Below are 20,374 nucleotides of genomic sequence, written 5' to 3'. Positions count from 1 at the left end.
GTAGATTAGTTCTCGAAACCCGATTTCAAGAGCTGAACGGCGGTTGAACGAGATTTATCAAGCTCGAAAGAACGCTTCGCGCCAGCCTTCAGCGGCTAGGCCAGATGCTGAGGAACGAATCGACGGCGCCCTCGAGTTCGCTGCGGCAGGCGCAATCCTGCGCCTTCACCGAGAGGCCCTGCAAAACGGTCGTCACGCAGCTTGCCATAGCGGCAGGATCGATGCCCTCGGGCAGGTCGCCTTCAGCGCTTGCGCGCTTGAAGCGCTCCACAAGCGCGGCCTCCGACGAGGCACGCCGCGCCGCGACGTGTGCCCGGATCGACTCGACCTCGTTGGTGCAGGCAACGGTGCTGATCACGCCGAGGCACCCGTGCGGGTCGCTGGTTCCGCAATGGGTGGCAAGGGCGCCCCGCAACAGCCGCTCGGCAACGCCGCGCGCAGTCGGCGCTTCGAGCGCCGCGCCGACATAGGCCAGCTTGTCCCGTTCGTAGAGGTCGAGCGCCTTGCGAAACAGCGCCTCCTTGTTGCCGAAGCAGGCGTAGAGGCTGGGCTTGGTGATGCCCATCGCCTCCGTCAGTTCCGCCATCGACGCGCCTTCGTAGCCACGCGTCCAGAACACCCGCAGCGCGGCTGCGAGGGCAACGTCAGGATCGAACTCGCGGGGACGGCCGCGGACTGCAGGAGGGGCCGAGCATTTCATACCGAGCGGTATATAGGTTCGCGCATAGGCCGAGTCCAGTGTGACGATCCTGTCATTTCAGGCAGGTAGCGTCTTGCCGGTCGCAACATCAGGCCGGCAGCATCGTACCGGTCTCGATGAAGCGCTGATGCCACGAGAGAGCTTCGGCCGGCAGAGACGGAGCGTGCTTGCCGAATGAGTCGCGAAGCGCGCGCTCATAATAGTCGCGAAGGGCATCGCGGTACATCGGGTGCGCGCAATTCTCGATCACCAGTTCCGCCCGCTTGCGCGGCGTCAGTCCGCGCATGTCGGCAAGCCCCTGCTCCGTCACCAGCACCGCCACGTCCTGCATGATGTGGTCCACATGCGCAGCCTGCGGGACGATAGCCGAAATCGCGCCTCCCTTGGCGGTGGATGGAGTCATGAAGATCGAGACATAGGCGTTGCGCGCGAAGTCTCCCGAACCGCCGATGCCGTTCTGGATGCGGCTGCCCATCACGCAGGTGGAATTGACGTTGCCGTAGATGTCGGCCTCGATCAGGCCGTTCATGGCGATACAGCCAAGGCGGCGGATCAGTTCGGGGTGGTTGCTGATCTCCTGCGGGCGCAGGATCATGCGATCGCGGTAACGCTCCATCTCGGCGTTGATGCGCAGCGCCGCTTCCGGGCTCAGCGAGAATGCGGTCGCCGAAGCGATCCGCAGGCGGCCCGCATCGATAAGATCGAGCATGCCGTCCTGGATCACTTCCGTGTAGGACGTGAGATCGTGGAAGGGCCCCTCCACCAGCCCGGTCAGCACGGCGTTCGCGATGTTGCCGACGCCCGACTGGATCGGAAGCAGCGAGGCAGGCAAGCGTCCCTTCGAAACCTCGTGGCTGAGGAACTCGATGATGTGGTCCGCGATGGCCAGCGCATTGGCGTCAGGCGCCGTGAAGGGCAGGTTGCGGTCCGGCTTGTCGGTCTCCACGATGGCGACGATCTTGGAAGGGTCGCAGCGCAGCGTCGCCTCGCCGATGCGGTCGTCCGGGCGGACAAGGGGGATCGGCACGCGCGCGGGGGGGAGCGCGGTACCGTAGTAGATGTCGTGCATCCCCTCGAGCGCAGGGTTCTGCCACGAATTCACTTCGAGGATCACCGCCTCGGCGCGGTCGAGCCAGGTCTTGTTGTTGCCCACCGAAGACGAGGGCACCAGCGAGCCATCCGGGCGGATCGCGGTCACCTCCACCACGGCAACGTCAAGCGGGCCGAGGAAGCCCTGCCACGCCATCGGCGCCACCTGGCTAAGGTGCATGTCGAGATAGTCCATCTCGCCCTTGTTGATCCGCTCGCGGGCGATAGGGTCGGAGTTGTAGGGCAGTCGCAGTTCGATGCCGTTCGCCTTGGCAAGGGCTCCGTCGAGTTCGGGCCCTGTCGAGGCGCCGGTCCACACCTTCACGCGCATGGGGCGGCCGGCGGCATGCTCTGCCTCGATCCGCTCGGCCAAAGCCATGGGCACTGCCTTGGGATAACCCGACCCGGTGAACCCGCTCATGCCGACGGTCTGCCCATGGTGGATCAGCGCGGCGGCGGCATCCGCGGACATGATCTTCTGGCGCAGGTCGGCATGGGCGATACGGTCAATCATGGCGTGTCCTCTCGAATGTCGGGCCTTCTCGGGGCCGCACCGGTGTCATTTCGATCCGTGCACGGGTGAAGACAATAGCTCAAATCAGTTCATCACTTGTGCTAATGGCGTTCAGATGAGCGATCTTGTCCGTTCCTTGCGGCTGTTCGTGCGCCTGGCGGAAGAGGGCAGCTTCTCCGCTCTCGCCCGGCGCCAGAACCTGAGCCACACGACCATAGCGCGCGCCATCGACGATCTCGAGGCGCATTTCGGCGTGCGTCTCTTCCAGCGCTCGACCCGCCGCCTTTCGCTCACCGGCGACGGCGAGCGACTGCTGGAGCATGCCGGCACGATTCTCGATCATCTTGCGCAGGCCGAAGCGGACCTCGCCGGCGCCGTGGCGGCGCGCGGGCTGGTGCGGATCGGCGTAACGACGGCTCTGGGCCTTCACTACGCCGAGAGGCTGGAGCGCCTGAGGGTGCGGCACCCGGGCCTTCTCGTCGAGCTGCTCTTTGCCGACTGGCGCGATGCGGCGGACGATGTGGGGCTTGACCTATGGCTGACCGTCGGAAGCAGCAGGACGGCCGGGGCTGTGCCGCTGGGAAAGCTGGCGCGCGTGCTCGTGGCTGCTCCGAGCTATCTGGAGGAACATGGCCTGCCGGTCAACGTGGGCGATCTTTCGCAGCATCAGTGCCTTACCTATGGCTACGCTGCCCGGCCCGAACCCTGGCCGATCGGGAGCGAGAGCATCTCGGTGGCAGGCTTTCTGCGCGCCAATAGCAGCGAGGCCGTGCTGAGGGCGATCCGGGGCGGTCTTGGCATTGGCCTGCTCCCGCGCCTGCAGGCGGAAGAAGATCTCTCTCGCGGGCTCCTCGTCGAGGTCCTGCCCGATGCGGCCATAGAGCCGCTTTCCATCATGGTCGCCCATGGTTTCCAGGGCATGCGCATGCCCATGCGAGCGCGCGTGGCAATGGACTTCCTGGAAGCCGAGTTCCCGGCCTGAAAGGGCTCACCCGCGCCCGAAGCAGAATGGGGCGCCGGCAGCGGCACAGCGCCACGCGCTCTGCGCTGCCGGGATGACTGGCGCTTCACTCATGGCTCCTCTAGGGTGCCCTTCAAGGGAGACGCCTATGGCCGAAATCACCTACCTTGAGGCCATATACCAGGCACAATCCGAAGAGATGGAGCGCGATCCGCGTGTGCTGATCATGGGCGAAGGGGTGCGCGGCAATGTCTGCGGCACCGCCCACGGCCTTGCACAACGCTTCGGGGCCGAGCGCGTGCGAGACACGGTAAGCAGCGAGCGCGGCTTCATCGGCGTGGCGGGCCGCGTGGCGCAGCGGGGCGGGCGGCCCATCGTCGATGCCACGTGCTCGTCGTTTCTTTTCCCGTCGATGGACCAGATTTGCTCCTTCGTCGCCAAGTCCCGCTTCATCTACGGCGGGCAGGCGCTGCTGCCGATGGTGATCCGCTCGTGCCTCTTCTACGGCGACGTCGGCCCGAGCCCGGCGGAGCGCCCCTACCCGATGTTCATGAACATGCCGGGCATCAAGATCATCGCTCCCTCCAGCGCGCATGACATGAAAGGGCTTCTCAAGTCCGCCATCCGCGACGACGAGCCGGTCATGTCCTTCGAGGATTCCAGCTGCTGGATGACATCGTGCGACGTCCCACCCGATCCCGATTTCCTGATTCCTCTCGGCAAGGGCGAGATCCGGCGCAGCGGAACGGATGTGACCGTGATCGCGGTTGCCGGAGCCGTCAGGCTGGCGTTGGAGGCGGCTCGGGCCTTGAGGGAGGACGGCATTTCGGTCGAAGTCGTCGATCCGCGCACGCTGGTTCCGCTCGACCGTGCGTTGATCCTGCGCTCCGTTCGCAAGACCGGCCGGGTGATCTGCGTCGATCCCGCCGAAGAGACGTGCAGCGTCACCAGCGAGATCGCCGCCTTGATCGCCGAAGAAGCCGGGGATGGCCTGCGCGCGCCCATCGTGAGGGTCGCTGCCTTCGAGTCCGGCATGCCTGCCAGCCCTTCCGTGGAGCGATCGCGCCATTCCTCTTCGGCGTGGCGGATCGTGCAGGCGGCGCGAAGCCTGGTCGGCGCCGCCACCGCCCGGCCGGAAGCGGCCTGACACAGACGCTACCTTAAGTCAGGCGCCGATGCTGGTTTGCGCAAGTGTGGCGATGCAACGCCGGGCTTCGTCCCGAAGTTCGGCGTCCAGCGGGGCTTGTGCGTGAGGCAGCAGGACCTGGCAGATCGCGAGCCGCAACTGGGTTTCCAGCGCATCGTCCTCGATCTGGTGCTTTGCCCATAGGATGATCGTGCTGACGGTGCTCATGCAGACCAGGCGCGAGAGGAGGGCGATGTCGCACTCCGACAGAAGGCCGTTCCCCTGCAACCGTTGCAGGGCGTGTCCGGCGTAAGTCTCGTAGATTTCCGGCATGCCCACGAGGCCGGCGTGGGCGACGAGTATCGGCGCGAAGGCCCGCGCGAGGGCAGGTGCCTCGAACGTCTTGTCGGCCAGTGCACGGGGAAGGGCATGGAAAAAGGCCATCCCGCCGCAGTCTTCTGCCATGGCGAGGGTTGCCTGGTGCACGTGCGCGATTGTCTCTTCGCTGCGCTCACGCGCGCTGGACGCGAACAGGCCATCCTTCGAGCCGTAGATGTTGAACAGCGTCCGTTCCGCGACACCTGCGGTCTGCGCGATCATCTTCATCGACAGCGCCTCGCCGCCGTGGCGTGCCAGCATCGAGAAAGTGGCCGCCTGGATCCGCTCGCGGCGAGCCAGCTGGCGCGGGGTTAACGCCCTTGGCGAAACACTGGCTTCCTTGAGAGCGGTAAGTGCGGTCATGGCAAGGGACTTAGGATGAACCGAGCCTCAAGAGCAATCGGCTCTCAGGAAAATTACCTCGAAACCCGCTCAAGTCCGCGGTCGAAGGTGCCGAGATCACTTCTTCTTGCCACTTTTGCGCATACGCGACTTGCGCGTGGCGGCGGCGATCGTGTTGATGGCGTCCTCCGCCGCCAGCTTCTGCCAGCGCATCAGGCGTCCGGCGTCGATTGTTCCATCGGAGAGGGCCGCCTGTACCGCGCAACCCGGTTCCGTTTCATGAGTGCAATCGGCAAAGCGGCAGTCACGTGTCAGGGCGACGATGTCGTCGAAAACCTCGGCAATTCCCGTGTCCACCTCGGCGATCTTGAATTCGCGCATGCCGGGGGTGTCCATCAGCCAACCTCCTCCTGCGAGCCGGTGCATTTCGCGCACGGTGGTGGTGTGGCGCCCTTTGCCGTCGATTTCCCGCACTTCCTGCGTGGCTATGGTGTCCGATCCGCGCAGGGTGTTCACCAGCGTGGACTTACCGACACCGGAAGAACCCAGAAGCGCGACGGTCTGGCCAGGGCCGCAGCAGTCCGCGAGCCGGGAGACGCTGGCGGGATCGCGGGCGTTGACGAGTTCCACCTCAAGACCGGGCTGAAGGGCGCGTGCCGCCCTTGCGAATTCCTCAGCCTCTTCGGCAAGGTCGATCTTGGTGAGCACGACAACCGGCCTGACGCCGACCTCGCGTGCAAGGACGAGATAGCGCTCGAGCCTTGGAACGCTGAAGTCCTGGTTGCAGGAAGTCACGATGAACAAGGTGTCCACGTTCGCGGCGATCAGTTGGGTGCGCCGGTCGTCCCCGGGTGCAGGGCGCTTGAACAGGTTCATTCGTTCCAGAATACGCAAGGGCTCGTGGGTTTCCGGGTCGATGAGCAGCCAGTCGCCCACGGCCGCGCGGTCTTCCTCGTCCCGTTGGCCCGGAATGCCGGCGGGGTCCGGCAGTCGCGAGGAGATAAGCGCATCCAGTCCTTCGCCTGCTATCGTCACCAGCCCGCGGTAGACCGCCATGACCCGCACGGGAACGAAGTGCCGTTCCTCCTCGGGAGACATCTGGGCGGCCTGGAAGGGTGTCCAGCCAAGGTCTGCAAGCGTAGGTGGCGGCAATTCCATGATCTTCCGAAGTGTACCTTTGGCGCAGGCGTTGGCGAGGTGTGGCCGGCTCATACAACCCTGGGGCTGCGATGGATACGGCTTGCACACGCAGACACGCGCCCAAACGGGTTTACATAATGCGCATTATCGAAACCACGCCAGAAGGCAGTCAGGGGGCTTCACCAACAATGCGAATCGGGTTTGTACCTATGCCAAGGCGATTTCGCGCGAAACGCAACGCATTGTTATCAACGCCTTGATTTCGCCGCCGTCTTCTCTGCTCGCCATGCTCGTATAGAAACGCCTCGCCGTGCGCGATGAACAGGTCGTTCATGTGGGCGGTTCGGGGGCATGGACCGGACATCCGGTCGAACTACGTTGAGAAGCGAGATGGCGCACGATTCGGGTTGGGGCCTGGACAGTGATACTGTTCGGGTGCCGGGGGCACAGCAGGAATACTCGTTTTCGCTCAGACTGCGCGTCGATTCGCCGACGCAGTTATGGCAGGCGGCCGCTTTGCGGTGCCTCAGCCAGTCGGACCTCAGTCGGGACGAAGTCGAGGAACTGATCGGTCCGGCGTCGGACCCGTCGGTGACCGATTGCCTCATGCTGCTTGCATTGCCCGAGCGGCTGCCCGGTTGCACACGCCTGGGCACCGCATTGCACCCCGCCGACCTGCCGGTTCCGGCCGCCTTCGTCGGACGCGAGGACACCCTTGCCTTGCAGCCGGATTGCTGAGCCCGGTTCAGCGCTCCTGCGGAGCCGAGATCGCGACGAGCCCGGTGGCGGAAAGGCGAATGCCGTTCACGCCCAGCATGATCCCGGTTCCATCGGTGACCACATCATCGACCACGCCCACAGAGTTGATCGTCGTTTCCATCGCCGCGCCGCTGGCGCTCACCGCCTCGATCGAGAGGGTGTAGGCGCCTGCCGGAGCCTTGGTGCCGTCGGCCTTGGTGCCGTCCCATTCATAGGAACCTTGCCCTTCCGGATCGAGCGTTACCGTCGCCACCTTGTTGCCGAGCGTGTCCTTGATGGTCGCTGTCACGGTCGCGGGGGCGCCATCGACATAGTAGGTCCACCGTGCCGGACCGTCGCCAAGTCCCGCAACCGCCGAATCGAAGCGCGCCTCACGTCCGATGTAGTTGGAAGCCTGCGCCATCTGCTGCGAGAGCAACTGGTTGAGAATGTTGCCCAGCGCGCCGGTCTGCTGAATGGACTGCTCGACCTGTGAATACTGCACAAGCTGCGCCGTATACTCGGAGGTGTCCATCGGATCGAGCGGATCCTGATTGGTCATCTGTGTGGTCAGGAGCTTGAGGAAGAGATTGTAGTCCGTCAGCAAACCGGAGGACGCCGCTGCCGTCTGCGTTGTGGCGGATGTGCCCGATGTACCGCCTATGGCTGTCGTCATGTCTTTTCTGGAGCCTTATGCCATGAGGTCGACACGTCCGCTGCCCGGCAGAGTCGTGTACGTGAGTTCTGCGGCCGCTTCGCCGGGGTCTTGTCCCTGCGCGTGTGAGAAGCGGGCGCCCTGCCCGCCAGGCACATGAGGGCGAGCGTGGCGCTGCTGCTGCTCGGCGCTGCCGCCCGCATCGAAGCGCAGCGACTGCGCGTCCGCTCGCACACCTGCATCGCCCAGAGCGCGATCAAGGTCTGAGCTTTCACGGCGGAGCATGTCCAGCGCCGCCGGACTGTCCGCCGCCACCACCGCGCGCAGCACGCCTCCATGATCGAAACCCAGGCGCACCTCGATCCGGCCAAGATGACGTGGGTCCAGGCGGATGATGAGGTCGCCGGCTCTCTCGTTCTCCTCACGTCCCGCGAGACCCGCGCGTCCAGTGCCGACCGCGCGTGCGATGGTGACACCTATGTCTGTTCCGAAGCGACCCTCTCGCACCGGAACGATCGGCGACGAGCCATCGGGGGCTTGCTGCGGGACGGGCGGCGCTATCGCCGAGGGTTCGGCTACTGCAGCCGGTGCAGCCGGGCTTGCGATGATGGAAGATGCGCTGGCCGGCGGTGCGGCCTCCGTTGGCTTGAACGAAGCCGGTACAGGGACTTCCAGGTTCGTTCCGTCGCGGGCAGCAGGAGCCCCATGGCGCACAGGCGAGGACACCGCTTCCGCTGCAAGCTGCCGTTGGGCCGCTGGGGTAACTGTATCGGCCGAGACGGTTTCGCGAACGGCAAGATCGGAGGTTGGCAGCACGGCGCCGGGCTGACGGGGAGACAGCGCCACGGCCGCCTTCGCCATGACGGGCAGGTGCGTGACAGTCGCCTCCGCCATACCGAACGCCGGGGCAGAAGCGGTAGGCGGCGGCATCTGCGACGGAGGCGAGGCGCTATCCTGCTCGGTCGCCTGCAGAATCTCGGATGAAGGGGTTGTATTGCTCGACTTCGCGCTTCGGCGCTGGGGCAAAGTGGGCCGAACGGCGGCGTCGCTTACGGGCTTCGCACGTGTATCGTGAGGCGCGAGCACGGCAGCTTCCTTCTGCGGCTCGGCAGCGGCGGCGACAGCCTTGGCCGGGTTGGGCAGCGTTGGAGGCGCATGTGCCGTTACCGTCGGTGGCGCAAGCTGTTCGTCGAGGACGGCGATCTCGACAGGCAGCGGCTCCGCAGCTGGGGCGGGCGGCGATGGGGCCGGCTCCGCTGAGGTGGAGCGTACCTGCGGAATGACCGAAAGCTGATCGACAGGCGCGAGTTCTTCAGCGCGCAGGGCCAAAGGCTTTGAAGTCAGCGTTTGCGCCCGGCGAACGGTGCTCGAGGGCACGCCGAAACCCGGGCTTTCCTTAACATCGGCATCGCCGCCATGATCCGCAGGCCGCTGGTGGAGCAGGCCCACCGCCTTCTGCGTGGCGGCGGGTTCGGCGCTGGCCGGGTGTTTGATCGGCTCCACGGATGGATAACGACCGCCCGGCTCTCCTGTCGAGTGCGCCGGGTCCAACGCCGCTGTGACGAGAGCACTGAAGGCGACCTGCCCCTCCCCATGCCCGGCCACAGCCGGAAAGCCCGAGGGTTCGGGCATGCCTGGCAGCGGGAGGACAAGGGGTGCGATCGCCGGAAGATTCATCGAACCTATCATAGAGCGAGGAGGCTCCTAACGGTCGTCACTTGTGCGAACACCTGCAACATCGCGTCATTTCGCCGTGCAGGCGCACCTTACCTGGCGGCGCATTCCCGAGCGAACGACGGCGGAAGAGGTAGCAGCGTTCGGAGCCGCGAGGATGGGCCTAGCCGATCGACCCCAGGCTGCGCAGCCGCGCGCGGGGATGCACTTCGTTCTGCGAGAGGACCACCGTCGCCGGGCGCACCCGTTCGATGATCGAGCGGACGAAGGGGCGCAGCGCGGGACTGGTGAGGAGGCAAGGTATCTCGCCCTGCGCGGCAAGGCGGTCGTAAGTGTCGCGCACGGCCGCGATGAAGGCCTGAAGCTGCGAGGGCGCCATGGCGAGATGCCGCTCGTCGCCCTGCCCGATGATGGCTTCCGCGAATGCTTCGTCCCACGCAAGGCCGAGCGCCACGATCGGGATCGTTCCGTCCAGCGTGTGCTGGGCCGAAATCTGCCGCGCGAGCCGAGCACGCACATGTTCGGTCACGTGCGTGAGGTTGGCCGTCACCGCGCAGGCTTCCGCAATGCCTTCAAGGATGGTCGGCATGTCGCGGATGGAAACGCCTTCGCCCAGCAGGTTCTGCAGGATGCGCTGTACGCCCGAGATGGAGATGCGCGCGGGCACGACTTCGGCGATGAGCTTTGCGGAGTCCTTGTGAACCTCGTCGAGCAGCTTCTGCGTCTCGGCGTAGGAGAGCAGGTCGGCGATGTTGTCCTTGACGATCTCCGTCAGGTGCGTGGTGACGACGGTTCCGCAGTCCACCACCGTGAGCCCGCGAAAGCCGGCCTCCTGGCGCATCTCGCGCTCGATCCAGAGGGCGGGCAGCTTGAACACGGGTTCCTGCGTCGCTTCGCCGCTGAGGCCGATGTCCTGCCCCGAGGCATTGATCACCAGCAGCTTGCCGATCCGCAGTTCGCCCCGTGCGATCTCGGTCTCCTTGATGAAGACGATGTATTCGTTGGGCTGCAACGCCATGTTGTCGAGGATGCGCACGGAAGGCAGCACGAAGCCGTAGTCGACGGCCATCTGCCGGCGCAATGCCCTCACCTGATCGTCGAGCCGGGGCTCGGCACTTGCGTCGTTGATCAGCGGCAGCAGGCCATAGCCGAGTTCGATACGCAGGGCATCGATGGCCAGCGTGCGCGCGATCGGCTCTTCCACGGGAGCTGCCTGACGCGCCTGCTCCGCCGCTTCCTCTACGCGGAGTGCGGCGGCTTGCGCATCGGCCTTTCTGGTCATCGTCCAGGCCAGCCATCCGCATCCGGCCCCCAGCGTCGCGAACGGAACGAAGGGCAGGCCCGGCATTAGCGCAAGCAGGCCCATCAGTGCGCCGGCTATTCCAAAGGCCTTCGGGAAGCGGCCGAGTTGATCGCCAAGCGCCGCGCCCGTCTTCCCGACCACGCCTCCCTTCGAGACGAGCAGGCCCGCAGCGGTGGAGACGATCAAGGCGGGGATCTGGCTGACGAGCCCGTCGCCGACCGTCAGGATCGTGTAGGTCGTGAAAGCCTGCCCGAAAGGCACGCCGTGGATCGCGACGCCCACGATAAGGCCTACGACGATATTGATGCCGGTGATCAGCAGTGCCGCGACCGCATCGCCCTTCACGAACTTCGAAGCACCGTCCATCGCGCCGTAGAAGCCGCTTTCGGCCTCGATGTCGGCACGCCGCTCGCGCGCCTGCGCCTCGGTGATGGTGCCTGCGTTGAGATCGGCATCGATCGCCATCTGCTTGCCGGGCATCGCGTCCAGGCTGAAGCGCGCGGCCACTTCGGCGATGCGGCCCGCGCCCTTGGTAATCACGACGAAGTTGATGACCACCAGGATTGCGAAGATGGTCAGGCCGATCACGGTCTGCCCGCCCATCAGGAACTCGCCGAAGGCCGCGATCACGCCGCCCGCCGCTGTATGTCCCTCATGTCCATGGCCGAGGATGAGCCGCGTGGAGGCAAGGTTCAGGCCAAGGCGCAGCATCGTGGTGATGAGCAGGATGGTCGGGAAGCTCGAGAGCTGGAGCGGCTTCTCGATGAAGAGCGCCGTCATCAGGATCAGGACCGAGGCCGTGATGGAAAGCGCCAGGCCCATGTCGAGCAGCCAGCCCGGCATGGGCAGGATCAGCATGGCGATGATCGCGCCCACGCCAAGCGCCAGCGCCAAGTCGCGCCCGGGACCCATGCGCGAAATAAGAGCGCCTACTTTCGCGGGGATCTGTGGCCGGGTGGGTGCGGTTGCCATGGTTCAGCGCATCTCAGGCCGGAGCTGCGATCTCGCGCGGGAAAGAGCCGCCCGGCGAAGGCGGGACCGCCATGCCGTCCGCCACGAAGGAGCGCAGCTTGTTGCGCATGGTACGAACGGAAATGCCCAGCATCGCCGCCGCGGCGCTGCGGTTGCCACCGCAATGGCGAAGCGTCTGCAGGATCAGCTCGCGCTCGACATCGGCGATGTTGCGGCCGACCAGCGCCGACACGGTCGGCTCCATGTCCGTCACGTCCTTCACCCCTCCTTGCGAACGATCTCGGTGAGCGTGACACCCAGCGTGTTGTCGATCAGGACCACTTCGCCGCGTGCGATCAGCCGGTTGTTGACGAAGATGTCGACCGGTTCGCCGACCCGGCGATCGAGCTCGACCACCATGCCCGGCTTCAGGCGCAGCAGGTCGCCGATATCCATGCGCGAGCGGCCAAGTACGGCCTGCACCTTCACCGGCACGTCGAACACCGCCTGCAGGTCGTCGGGCGTCGGGGGCGTGGCCGGCCGTGGCGGAAGGGTGGCGGAGGCCGCACCCGGCGTGTCCACGTCCTCGGGCAGGTGGGCGGGGGCGAGCTGGCGTGGCTCGATCTCGTCGCTCATTTCAGACCTTTCACGTGTTCATCCACTGTCGGATCACCGAAGCCGATTCGGCCGGGTTGGCGGAAATGGTGTCGCCTATCCGGCGCAGGGCCGAGAGCTTGACCCTGCCATCGACGTGGGCCAGCGCGACCTCCTGATCCAGCAGGGCCTCCGGCTCCGGCTCGGGTTCGAGCTGCGCGTAGGAGACCGAGCCGGTGAGTTCGCGCCCGCGCCGCTCGCCCTCACCTTCCTCGCTCGCGGGCTCGGGGGCGGGCAGGCGCGGCACGCCGGATCCGCGCAGCATGCGAATGGCGAAAAGGACTATGCCGCCCACCAGCAGGATCTTCAGAACGTCCAGGATGCGATCGACGGTCAGGCCGAACGGCAGCCCGCCATCGATCCCGTCGAGATCGCCGGGCGCGGCGAAAGGCATGTTCTCGACCACCACGCTGTCGCCGCGTTCCGCGTCATAGCCGACCGCGTTCTCGACAAGGCGCTTCAATCGTTCCAGTTGCGGCGCGGCAAGCCCCTTCTCGCCGCCATCCACCATGACCGCGACGGTCAGGCGCTTGACCTGGCCGGGCGTGCGTACGGCAACCTTCTGGGTGCGGCTGTTCTGGTAGGTCACGTCCTCCGAAGTCTCGGTCTGCGCCGAGCGGCGGCTGTCGCCCGGGGCTGCGCCGGGCGGGGTCTGGTTATCGGGGAGCTGGGTCGCCACGCTGGCACCCTGCGCGCCGGGCTCGTTCTCGTTGCTCTGGTTGCTGGATTCCACCGTCACCTGATGCTGGATGACCTGCGTATCGGGATCGAAGACCTCCGACTCCTCGCGCACCTGGTCGCGTTCGAGCACGGCGGATACTTCGGCGCGGACCTTCCCGCGTCCCACGAGAGGCTCGACCATCGTCTCGATCTGGTCGCGGAGGCGGGCCTCGACCGCTGCCTGCCGATCCTCGAGATTGCCGGCAGCGCCCTCGCCTTCGCCCGCTCGTGCAAGCAGCGCTCCCGTCTGGTCGACGACCGAGACCGCCTCGGGCGAAAGGTCGGGGACGGCCGACGCGACAAGGTAGCGGATCGCCTGCACAGCCTCTGGCGGCAAGCGCCCGTTCGTTTTCACCGTAACCGAGGCGGAAGCCTTGCGCGGCTCGGTTTCGAACATCGCCCGTTCGGGCATGACGACGTGGACCCGCGCCCTCGCCACCCTGTCGAGGCTCTCGATGGAACGGACGAGTTCGCCTTCGATCGCGCGTGTCTCGTTCAGCTTGGCACGTGAGGACGAGATGCCGAAAGGCTCCTCCTCGTCCAGCACCTCGTAGCCGATCTTCCCGCCCAATTGCTCCGATGCCATGGCCATGCGCAGCTCCGGCAACTTGTCCACCGGAGCCATGATCGCCGATCCGTCCGCCGAGAGCTGGAAGGGAACGCCCTGTCCCTTGAGCTTGTCGGTGATGGTCGCCGCGGCGGAGGGGTCAAGGTCGGTATAGAGATAGCCCATGGCGCTCTGAGGCGTTCGCATGGCCATCCATCCCAGGCCCAGCAGCAGCGCCGCCGCCACCCCGCCCATCAACAAGGCGCGGCGCGTCCCGATCTGCCCGATGAAGTTGCGCAACGCGTCCAAGCCCGGCCCCTGCTGTCTGGTTCAGCGGCGCCGCACCTGCAGCGCACAGGGCATTATAGGATGAGCCTAGGCAAAACTTGCCGGGTGGTGGAAAAATCTGGAAGGAAGTCGCGGCGCGGGGGATTGTCTCTCAGGCGAGCGCCCGCTCGGGCAGCACCGTAGCCAGTTCCGCCATGACAGCGGTCCAGCGTGCGGCGGCATCGACGTTGAGGCCTCCTGCGCTCCACTCGATCCGGGCATCGCCTTGCGCCACCGCCTCATCGTCGATCACCGTCACGCCAAGTGCGCGCCCCGCCTTGGCCTGTCGCGGCTCGAGCAGCCTCTCGATGTCTGAGCGCATGGCCGGATTGGCGTACACCACCAGCGCGGTCGCGCGCGCGACCTGCTCCAGCGCGCGTCCCAGTGCCTCGTCGATCGCACGCGCAGGCGCCGCGTCGATGGCGTGACCGGCCAGCATCTCGGCGGCATGAAGCGCCACCGCCCCCGCCTCGCCGATCATGGCCCTGGTCGCAGCGTCGAAGCGGGCATCGATGTCGTCCAACGCCGCATGCAAGGCATCCGTCGCCGAGAGCATGGCTTCCGCCCGTTCCGCCCGGGCCTGTCGTACGCCGGCCTCGAAGCCGTCCGTCCGCGCGCGGGCAAGCTCGTCGCGATGGTCTGCATGGAGCCGCTCGATGCGTGATTCCAGTTCAAGGACCATCTCACGCAAGTCTGCAGCCGTCGGCTCGGCCGCTGGTGCTGGCACCAGTTCGGGCGTCGGAGCCGGAAGCGGGAATGCTTCCTCCACCAGCGTGAATACCCGGTCGAAGCCGAAGGGCTGTATCGTTGCGCTGCCGTCCATGGTTCTCTTCACCTGCGCGCCGTCAGTAGATCATGGCGTCGTCGCTCTTGGGATCGGCGAGGAGGATTTCGCCCCGGTCCCCGAGCTCCTTGGCAAGGCGCACGAGATTGCCCTGCGCGCTCTCGCATTCGCGCGCGCGGACGGGCCCCATGGCCTGCATGTCGTCACGCATGAGCTTGGCGGCGCGCTCGGTCATGGCGCCGAAGAACAGCTTGCGCATGTCTTCGGGCGCGCCCTTCAGCGCCAGCGCCAGTTCGCGCTTGTTGCAGTTCCTGACGATGACCTGGATGGCGGCGGGCAGCAGGTTGCCCAGATCCTCGAACGTGAACATCAGCCCGCGAATGCGCTCTGCCGCCTCGGGCGCGCGCTCATCCAGCGCGCCGAGCATCGCTTCCTCGGTCGAGCGATCGAGCGCGTTGAACAGTTCGGCCATCGCCTCGTGGGGGTCGCGGCGCTGCGCGCGGGACAGGTTGGTCATGAACTCGGTCTTGAGCGTCTGCTCGACCTGGACGATGACGTCCTTCTGCACCGTCTCCGTCCGCAGCATGCGCATCACCACTTCGGTGCCGAAATCGCGCGGAAGTGCGGCAAGCACACGCGCGGCATGGTCGGGTTTCAGCTTCTGGAGGATGACGGCGACGGTCTGGGGATGCTCGCTCTTGAGGTAGCCTGCGAGCACGCCTTCGCTGACGTTGGACAGCTTGTCCCACATCGTCCGGCCGGAGGGTCCACGGATGTCCTCCATGATGTCCTTCACCCGGTCGGGCGCGAGAACGCCTTCCAGCAGCCGCTCGGTCGTCTCGTAGGAGCCGTGCAGCGTCGTGATGCTGGAAACCTCGCCGGAGAACTGCGACAGCAGGTACTCCACGACCACTGCCGGCACGCGGCCGAGCTGGGAGATGCTGGCCGAAAGCTCCTTGATCTCGTCGTCGTTCAGCTGCTGCCAGATGGGGATGCCGTGCTCCTGCCCCAGTGCCAGCAACAGCGCCGCAGCGCGCTGGAGGCCCGAGTACTTCTTGAGCTCCGGCGGCTCGCCCACCGTGGTCATCATGTTCACTGCGAGATCCCTCGAAAATTCCCGGCGAAAAAAGCCCGACTCCATACCGCTGGCGAAGACTTCCTTCTATTTATAGGAGGAGGGCCTGCGCAAGCGGCTCAGGAGGCACAATTGACGATAAGTCTGAACAATGGGTTGATTGGCCTCTCTGTCCTGGGCGGGACGAGCGCGTACGCATCCTATCTCGGCAATGCCGCGGCTGCGGAAAGCCCCGCTGTCATCGCTGCCAGGAAGGCGTTCACGATACCGGCCACCACCCCGCCCTGGCAAGGCATCGCGGAGCCGAGCGGGGCGACGAGCGCGCAGGTCGCCGCGGTCCGGCGACTTGCGACCATCATCGACCCGCAAGCGGGCAAGGGCCTCGAAGACCTCGCCGATGTACGCACCGCCTTCACGGCCTACAAGGCGCTTGAAAACCTGCGGATCCTTGCCGAGGCGGGAACATCGAAAACCCTGTCGGCAAATGACCGCGCGTCGCTCCAGCAAACCTTTGCCAAGGGCCTGGGAGACCTGCAATCCTGGCTGGGATCTGCCGAGACGGAACTGCTGACGCTCGCTTTCGGCAACACCACCAGCAGCGCCCGCACCGTGGGGGTGGAGACGCGCTACGCAACAGGCACCATGATCGGCGCGGGCGTATCGAAGACCCGTGCCGCGCCTATTGAAGGGCTTTCCGGCAGCGAGGTCTTCCAGCTCACGCTGACGCGCGGGACGGCAAGCGAGGTCGTCACCGTCGACATCGCGCAGGCCGGACAACCACCCACGCTCGATGCCGTCGCCGCAGCCCTGAACGCCGCCATCGGCGCACGATCCGCGACCGATGCGTCGGGCAATCCGGTGCTCGACAGCAAGGGCGAGCCGGTGCCGCAATGGAAGTCGAACTTCACCGTCGAGAAGAACGACGGCAAATGGGGCCTCGTCTTCCATCCGTCAGGAACCGAGAAGGTATCCATCGACCAGATCGATGCAGGGGATGCGCTGATGGTCGCGAGCGGCGTGACCGGGCCCTCCGACCCGACCTCTGCCGACGTCTACCGCATAGAGGATCTCGAGGGCTCCCTTGCCTGGGAACGGCTGAACCGGATCAACGGCATCGACACTGCCGCAACCGTCCGCGCTGAGGCCGCTGCCGCCGCCGCGGATGACGATGCAGGCGGCACCGCAGACCCGACCGTCCACGCAGCGTCCTCTGCCAATGGCATAGTCACGGACGCACAAGGTTACAGCTACGTCGTCGGTACCACCACCGGCGACCTTGGCGCACAACTGGCCGACGGCGCGGAGGACCTGTTCCTCACCAAAGTCGACAGCGAAGGCAATGTCGTGTGGCAGCGCAGCCTGGGCACGGCCGGCAGCGCACAGGGCGCAGCCGTCGCCATCGCGCCCAATGGCGAGATCGTCGTCGCCGGAACAGCCGCCGGCACCTCGGCGGATGGCGACAGTGGGCAGACCGACATGGTCGTCACGCGCTTCACCGCCAAGGGCGAGGAACTATCGAGCACGACGATCCGGCAGGTCGGCAACGAGGCCGCATCCGCACTCACGATCGGTAACGACGGGTCGATCTATGTGGCCGGCCGCGCTTCCACGGGAGGCGGCGATGCCGTTATCGTCAGGCTGGATGCCAGCGGGAAGCTGGCGGAACGCCGCACCATCGACAGCGGCGGGTCGGATTCGATCTCGTCCCTGGCCATCGACAACGAAGGTAACCTTCTCGCCCTCACGAATGAGCGGGGCACAGCCACCCTGCGCCGGATCGCGGCAGGCTCGCTGACGCGTGACCTAGGCTCCGTGGCGCTGGGAATTGCTTCGGTGCGCGCCATTGCGGTGTCCGAAAACGGGCAGATCGCAGTGGTGGGGACCACGTCCGCAAACCTCGAGGGGCCCCTGCGGAACGCCCGCAGCGCAGGTCAGGACGCATTCGTCACCCTGATCGACCCCGACCTGACGCTTGCCGGCACCAGCTATATCTGCACCGCCGAAATCGATCAGGCGGACAGCGTGGCCTTCCTCAACGGCGCGCTTTACGTGGGCGGGCGCACGTCCGGAGCGCTCGACGGGGAAAAGCTGGGCAAGGTCGATGGCTTCGTCGCGCGGATCGATGCCGCCACCGGCGCGGTGCAGACGGTGTCGCAATGGGGCCGCCGCACCTCGTCCGTCGAGCCGGTGCGCATCACCGCCGTTGCCGGAGGCGCGACGGCGCTCGGCGCGATCGGCCTGCATCGCGGCGCCCTCAACCAGCAGACTACAGGCACGCTGGTAGACGAGACGGCGCTGCGCGCGGGAGACAGCTTCAAGATCCGGGTCGATGGCAAGGCCGCGCGGGCCGTCACGATCGAAAGCGGCGAGACGATGGCGAGCCTTGCCCAGAAGATCAGGCGGATCACCGGAACGAACGCGAAGATCTCCACGCCTTTCACGAACGACGCGTCCAGCCTCAGGATCGAGGTGCTCTCGGGCCATACCATCGAACTTCTCTCGGGAATGGACGGCACAGACGCACTGGGCAAGCTCGGCATCGATCCCGTGCGCCTCGTCCCGCCCCGCATCGTGAAGGAAAACGACCCGAAGGTCACGCCTGGCGGACGCTACAACCTGGCGTTGAGCGATGACCTGTCGCTGCTCGACGCCAAGACGGCTGCGGCAGCGCTGGCGAAGATAAAGTCCGCGATCTCGATGACGCAATCGGCCTATCGCTCGCTCTACTGGGATGCCACGAAGGCCTCGCTGGTGGATGGGGCTCTGCCAACCGGCGGCGGCTCTGCCTACCAGCAGGCGCAACTTGCCAACTACCAGACCGCACTCTCGCGCCTCACCGGCGCGTAAGGAAAGATCGATGTCCTCCTCGCTCCCTCCCCTGTTCGACGGCATCGGCCGTGCCATGAAGGCCATGTCCGAGCACCAGCGCGTGATCGCCGAGAACATCGCCAACAGCGAAACCCCGGGCTTCAAGGCGCGCACGCTGGAGGGCCCTGACTTCTCCGCGCTGGTGGACGGGCAGCTTGGCGCATCGGGGCCGCCGCACGTCGCGCGGCCTCGGGTCGAACTGTCGAGCGCCATGGCCGGCCTTGGCGCCCAGGCGCCGCAAGCGGGTTCGCGCATCGTGCTCGACGGCGACACCAGCGAGACCAAGCCGGACGGCAACAACGTCACTCTCGAAGACCAGCTGCTCGCACTTGGCAAGGTCCAGTCGGACTTCGCGGCGGCGACGAACCTCTATCGCAAGCAGATCGGCCTGCTGAAATCGGCCATCGGGCGCGGCTGACCTCGGCCGCGGGAACATTCTCGGGCTCTGCGTGTTCCTCGATCGGCTGAGAACCTGCCTGAAATACAGGAGGGCTTTTCACCTCCTTGCAGCTGATCCCAAAATCAGGTTCGTTCCGGGGAGAATTGCGGGACGGCGGCGATGGAGATCAAAGCCCTTCTTGAGCGGTTTACGCTGTCGATGGCTCGATTTGCACGCACGAAACGAGACGTTTTGATGTGTGCCGCCGATCTTAACGATGTTGAAGTAGGATGAACGGCAGTATCCCGAAAGGTGGCCTCGGAAAATCTGAAGCAGGCGATTGATCCATATCGGTAGAAGCGGCCGCCGATTGCATTGACCCGGGCAAGTGAAGGTGAAAAGCCTTCCACGTACGCCGTTGGAACAGAGATAAGATGAGCGAGATGTTGCCGGAACATGGCCGTGATCATGCCCCTGCACTTATGATGGATGCAGCCATGCCCGAAATCGATTTCCATCGTGCATTGGTATTTCCGAACAACGTGCGCAAGTTTCGCAAGCAGCTGAACATCGGCTCGCTGCTCGAACTGTCGGAGCAGCTTCCCGGCATTACCTACATCCGCCTGTCCAAGATCGAACGCGGCGAGATTTTTGCCCGGGCGGATGAACTGCGCGCGCTCGCTCGCGTACTCGGCGTGGAGCCGGATGCGCTCCTTGTCGATGTGGACGATCCTGCGTTCGACATTGCTGCCTGGGCCGAGCCGCTCCACGGCGCAGCGCCGGTGGACATGGAAGCGGAACGCGGCGCCGTCCTGCTGGCCGCGGCTCTGCGCGTGCGGCGGGCCGCCGATCCAGAACTCACCATTGCCGCGCTGGAGCAGAACTGGGGAATCGCGCCTGTCATCCTGTCACGCCTCGAAAATGCGCTAAAGCCGCTCGATCGCTGGAACGAGGATGTGCGTGCGGCGCTACGCCGCCTCTTCGACCAGCCCAGCGACGCCGCCCTTGTCGCCAGAGTGGAAGCAATGCACGCCGATGGGCAGCTGTCCTCGGTGCTGCCGTTTGTCGCCAACCCGGAAGCACGCCTCGCCAAGTCACGCACGCGGATCGCGGCGCTGCGGTCAGAACTGGCGGGCCCGGCCGAACCGAACCGCGCCCCCTCGACGGGCTGGGAGCCTGTCGCAGAGAACCTCCCCGATGCCGCCTGGCAGCCCGGCGACAAGGCACAGCCCTCGGCCGAGCAGGCCGGGAGGCGCCGGCTCCCGGTGTTCGGCACACCGCTCCTCGGCGGCCGCATTTCGCCGGCGCCGACAGGTTCATGGGTGGAGGCTCCGGCCGGTGCAGGGCCGCGCGCGTATGGCTTGCGGCTGGGGCGCCCCACGCTTGGTGCCGGCCTTCCCGGGCGCTCGACGCTGGTGGTGGACCCCGATCGCTTCGCGTCGGCGGGCG

19 protein-coding genes are annotated in these 20,374 nt (G+C 66.0%); 6 read left to right on the top strand and 13 right to left on the bottom strand.

The annotated features are described in order from the left end of the window. Positions 1–88: 88 nt before the first annotated feature. Positions 89–700: a TetR/AcrR family transcriptional regulator gene (locus GR702_RS16240; protein WP_160986836.1), complete on the bottom strand. Its 612-nt coding sequence runs from the start codon at positions 698–700 to the stop codon at positions 89–91. A gap of 88 nt (positions 701–788) precedes the next feature. Further along, on the bottom strand, positions 789–2,303 hold the full coding sequence (locus GR702_RS16235; protein ID WP_160986835.1) for an acetyl-CoA hydrolase/transferase family protein: 1,515 nt from the start codon (positions 2,301–2,303) through the stop codon (positions 789–791). Between the two features lie 115 nt (positions 2,304–2,418). Here GR702_RS16235 and GR702_RS16230 point away from each other — a divergent pair, with 115 nt between their 5' ends. Further along, positions 2,419–3,285, top strand: a complete 867-nt coding sequence (locus GR702_RS16230; RefSeq protein ID WP_160986834.1) for a LysR family transcriptional regulator — start codon at positions 2,419–2,421, stop codon at positions 3,283–3,285. A gap of 127 nt (positions 3,286–3,412) precedes the next feature. Continuing rightward, positions 3,413–4,411, top strand: a complete 999-nt coding sequence (locus GR702_RS16225; RefSeq protein ID WP_160986833.1) for an alpha-ketoacid dehydrogenase subunit beta — start codon at positions 3,413–3,415, stop codon at positions 4,409–4,411. An 18-nt stretch (positions 4,412–4,429) separates the two neighbouring features. On the opposite strand, the gene GR702_RS16220 is transcribed toward GR702_RS16225, so the two are convergent. The 3 genes from GR702_RS16220 to GR702_RS16210 form a co-directional block, all read right to left on the bottom strand. Next, positions 4,430–5,131, bottom strand: a complete 702-nt coding sequence (locus GR702_RS16220) for a TetR/AcrR family transcriptional regulator (protein ID WP_160986832.1) — start codon at positions 5,129–5,131, stop codon at positions 4,430–4,432. 96 nt (positions 5,132–5,227) lie between these two features. Further along, positions 5,228–6,268, bottom strand: coding sequence for a ribosome small subunit-dependent GTPase A (gene rsgA, locus GR702_RS16215; RefSeq protein ID WP_202408323.1), 1,041 nt, complete (start codon positions 6,266–6,268; stop codon positions 5,228–5,230). 151 nt (positions 6,269–6,419) lie between these two features. Further along, positions 6,420–6,584: a hypothetical protein gene (locus GR702_RS16210; RefSeq protein WP_160986831.1), complete on the bottom strand. Its 165-nt coding sequence runs from the start codon at positions 6,582–6,584 to the stop codon at positions 6,420–6,422. 56 nt (positions 6,585–6,640) lie between these two features. Here GR702_RS16210 and GR702_RS16205 point away from each other — a divergent pair, with 56 nt between their 5' ends. Beyond that, entirely contained in the window at positions 6,641–6,988 is a 348-nt protein-coding gene (locus tag GR702_RS16205) for a hypothetical protein (RefSeq protein WP_160986830.1), read from the top strand. 7 nt (positions 6,989–6,995) lie between these two features. Here GR702_RS16205 and GR702_RS16200 read toward each other — a convergent pair whose 3' ends face one another. The 8 genes from GR702_RS16200 to GR702_RS16165 all read right to left on the bottom strand — a co-directional run bounded on the left by GR702_RS16200 (position 6,996) and on the right by GR702_RS16165 (position 15,693). Continuing rightward, positions 6,996–7,664: a flagellar hook assembly protein FlgD gene (locus GR702_RS16200; protein WP_160986829.1), complete on the bottom strand. Its 669-nt coding sequence runs from the start codon at positions 7,662–7,664 to the stop codon at positions 6,996–6,998. A gap of 15 nt (positions 7,665–7,679) precedes the next feature. Next, positions 7,680–9,332 carry a flagellar hook-length control protein FliK gene (locus tag GR702_RS16195; RefSeq protein WP_160986828.1) on the bottom strand — a complete coding sequence of 551 codons (1,653 nt, stop codon included), beginning with the start codon at positions 9,330–9,332 and terminating at the stop codon, positions 7,680–7,682. 148 nt (positions 9,333–9,480) lie between these two features. Beyond that, a complete protein-coding gene (gene flhA, locus GR702_RS16190) occupies positions 9,481–11,592 on the bottom strand; it encodes a flagellar biosynthesis protein FlhA (RefSeq protein ID WP_160986827.1) in 2,112 nt (703 codons plus the stop codon). Between the two features lie 13 nt (positions 11,593–11,605). After that, positions 11,606–11,854, bottom strand: coding sequence for a helix-turn-helix domain-containing protein (locus GR702_RS16185; RefSeq protein ID WP_337192628.1), 249 nt, complete (start codon positions 11,852–11,854; stop codon positions 11,606–11,608). Further along, a complete protein-coding gene (gene fliN, locus GR702_RS16180; protein WP_160986826.1) occupies positions 11,851–12,207 on the bottom strand; it encodes a flagellar motor switch protein FliN in 357 nt (118 codons plus the stop codon). The genes GR702_RS16185 and fliN overlap by 4 nt, the downstream gene beginning before the upstream one ends. 10 nt (positions 12,208–12,217) lie before the next feature. Continuing rightward, positions 12,218–13,801, bottom strand: coding sequence for a flagellar basal-body MS-ring/collar protein FliF (gene fliF, locus GR702_RS16175; protein WP_160986825.1), 1,584 nt, complete (start codon positions 13,799–13,801; stop codon positions 12,218–12,220). Positions 13,802–13,931: 130 nt separating this feature from the next. Next, positions 13,932–14,642 (bottom strand): FliH/SctL family protein, encoded by a 711-nt coding sequence (locus GR702_RS16170; RefSeq protein ID WP_202408322.1) that lies wholly within the window; start codon positions 14,640–14,642, stop codon positions 13,932–13,934. Positions 14,643–14,664: 22 nt separating this feature from the next. Continuing rightward, positions 14,665–15,693 (bottom strand): flagellar motor switch protein FliG, encoded by a 1,029-nt coding sequence (locus GR702_RS16165; protein WP_202408327.1) that lies wholly within the window; start codon positions 15,691–15,693, stop codon positions 14,665–14,667. Between the two features lie 117 nt (positions 15,694–15,810). On the opposite strand from GR702_RS16165, the gene GR702_RS16160 reads away from it, so the two are divergent. The 3 genes from GR702_RS16160 to GR702_RS16150 form a co-directional block, all read left to right on the top strand. Further along, entirely contained in the window at positions 15,811–18,525 is a 2,715-nt protein-coding gene (locus tag GR702_RS16160) for an NHL repeat-containing protein (protein ID WP_160986822.1), read from the top strand. 10 nt (positions 18,526–18,535) lie between these two features. Beyond that, on the top strand, positions 18,536–18,964 hold the full coding sequence (locus GR702_RS16155) for a flagellar basal body protein (RefSeq protein ID WP_160986821.1): 429 nt from the start codon (positions 18,536–18,538) through the stop codon (positions 18,962–18,964). A 458-nt stretch (positions 18,965–19,422) separates the two neighbouring features. Next, positions 19,423–20,374 (top strand): helix-turn-helix domain-containing protein (locus GR702_RS16150; RefSeq protein ID WP_160986820.1); only part of this gene is annotated, 952 nt, incomplete at its 3' end.

The organism is Novosphingobium silvae, from assembly GCF_009856825.1.
Classification (GTDB): domain Bacteria; phylum Pseudomonadota; class Alphaproteobacteria; order Sphingomonadales; family Sphingomonadaceae; genus Novosphingobium; species Novosphingobium silvae.
Note: the sequence above shows the minus strand (reverse complement) of the source record. Positions and strands in the feature narration are given on the sequence as shown.

Coding starts and splice junctions, on each gene's coding strand:
- GR702_RS16230 (WP_160986834.1), top strand. CDS start 2,419: ATGAGCGATCTTGTCCGTTCCTTGCGGCTGTTCGTGCGCCTGGCGGAA.
- GR702_RS16200 (WP_160986829.1), bottom strand. CDS start 7,664: ATGACGACAGCCATAGGCGGTACATCGGGCACATCCGCCACAACGCAG.
- GR702_RS16170 (WP_202408322.1), bottom strand. CDS start 14,642: ATGGACGGCAGCGCAACGATACAGCCCTTCGGCTTCGACCGGGTATTC.
- GR702_RS16195 (WP_160986828.1), bottom strand. CDS start 9,332: ATGATAGGTTCGATGAATCTTCCGGCGATCGCACCCCTTGTCCTCCCG.
- GR702_RS16210 (WP_160986831.1), bottom strand. CDS start 6,584: ATGAACGACCTGTTCATCGCGCACGGCGAGGCGTTTCTATACGAGCAT.
- GR702_RS16165 (WP_202408327.1), bottom strand. CDS start 15,693: ATGATGACCACGGTGGGCGAGCCGCCGGAGCTCAAGAAGTACTCGGGC.
- rsgA (WP_202408323.1), bottom strand. CDS start 6,268: ATGGAATTGCCGCCACCTACGCTTGCAGACCTTGGCTGGACACCCTTC.
- GR702_RS16205 (WP_160986830.1), top strand. CDS start 6,641: ATGGCGCACGATTCGGGTTGGGGCCTGGACAGTGATACTGTTCGGGTG.
- flhA (WP_160986827.1), bottom strand. CDS start 11,592: ATGGCAACCGCACCCACCCGGCCACAGATCCCCGCGAAAGTAGGCGCT.
- fliN (WP_160986826.1), bottom strand. CDS start 12,207: ATGAGCGACGAGATCGAGCCACGCCAGCTCGCCCCCGCCCACCTGCCC.
- GR702_RS16220 (WP_160986832.1), bottom strand. CDS start 5,131: ATGACCGCACTTACCGCTCTCAAGGAAGCCAGTGTTTCGCCAAGGGCG.
- GR702_RS16235 (WP_160986835.1), bottom strand. CDS start 2,303: ATGATTGACCGTATCGCCCATGCCGACCTGCGCCAGAAGATCATGTCC.
- GR702_RS16225 (WP_160986833.1), top strand. CDS start 3,413: ATGGCCGAAATCACCTACCTTGAGGCCATATACCAGGCACAATCCGAA.
- GR702_RS16155 (WP_160986821.1), top strand. CDS start 18,536: ATGTCCTCCTCGCTCCCTCCCCTGTTCGACGGCATCGGCCGTGCCATG.
- GR702_RS16240 (WP_160986836.1), bottom strand. CDS start 700: ATGAAATGCTCGGCCCCTCCTGCAGTCCGCGGCCGTCCCCGCGAGTTC.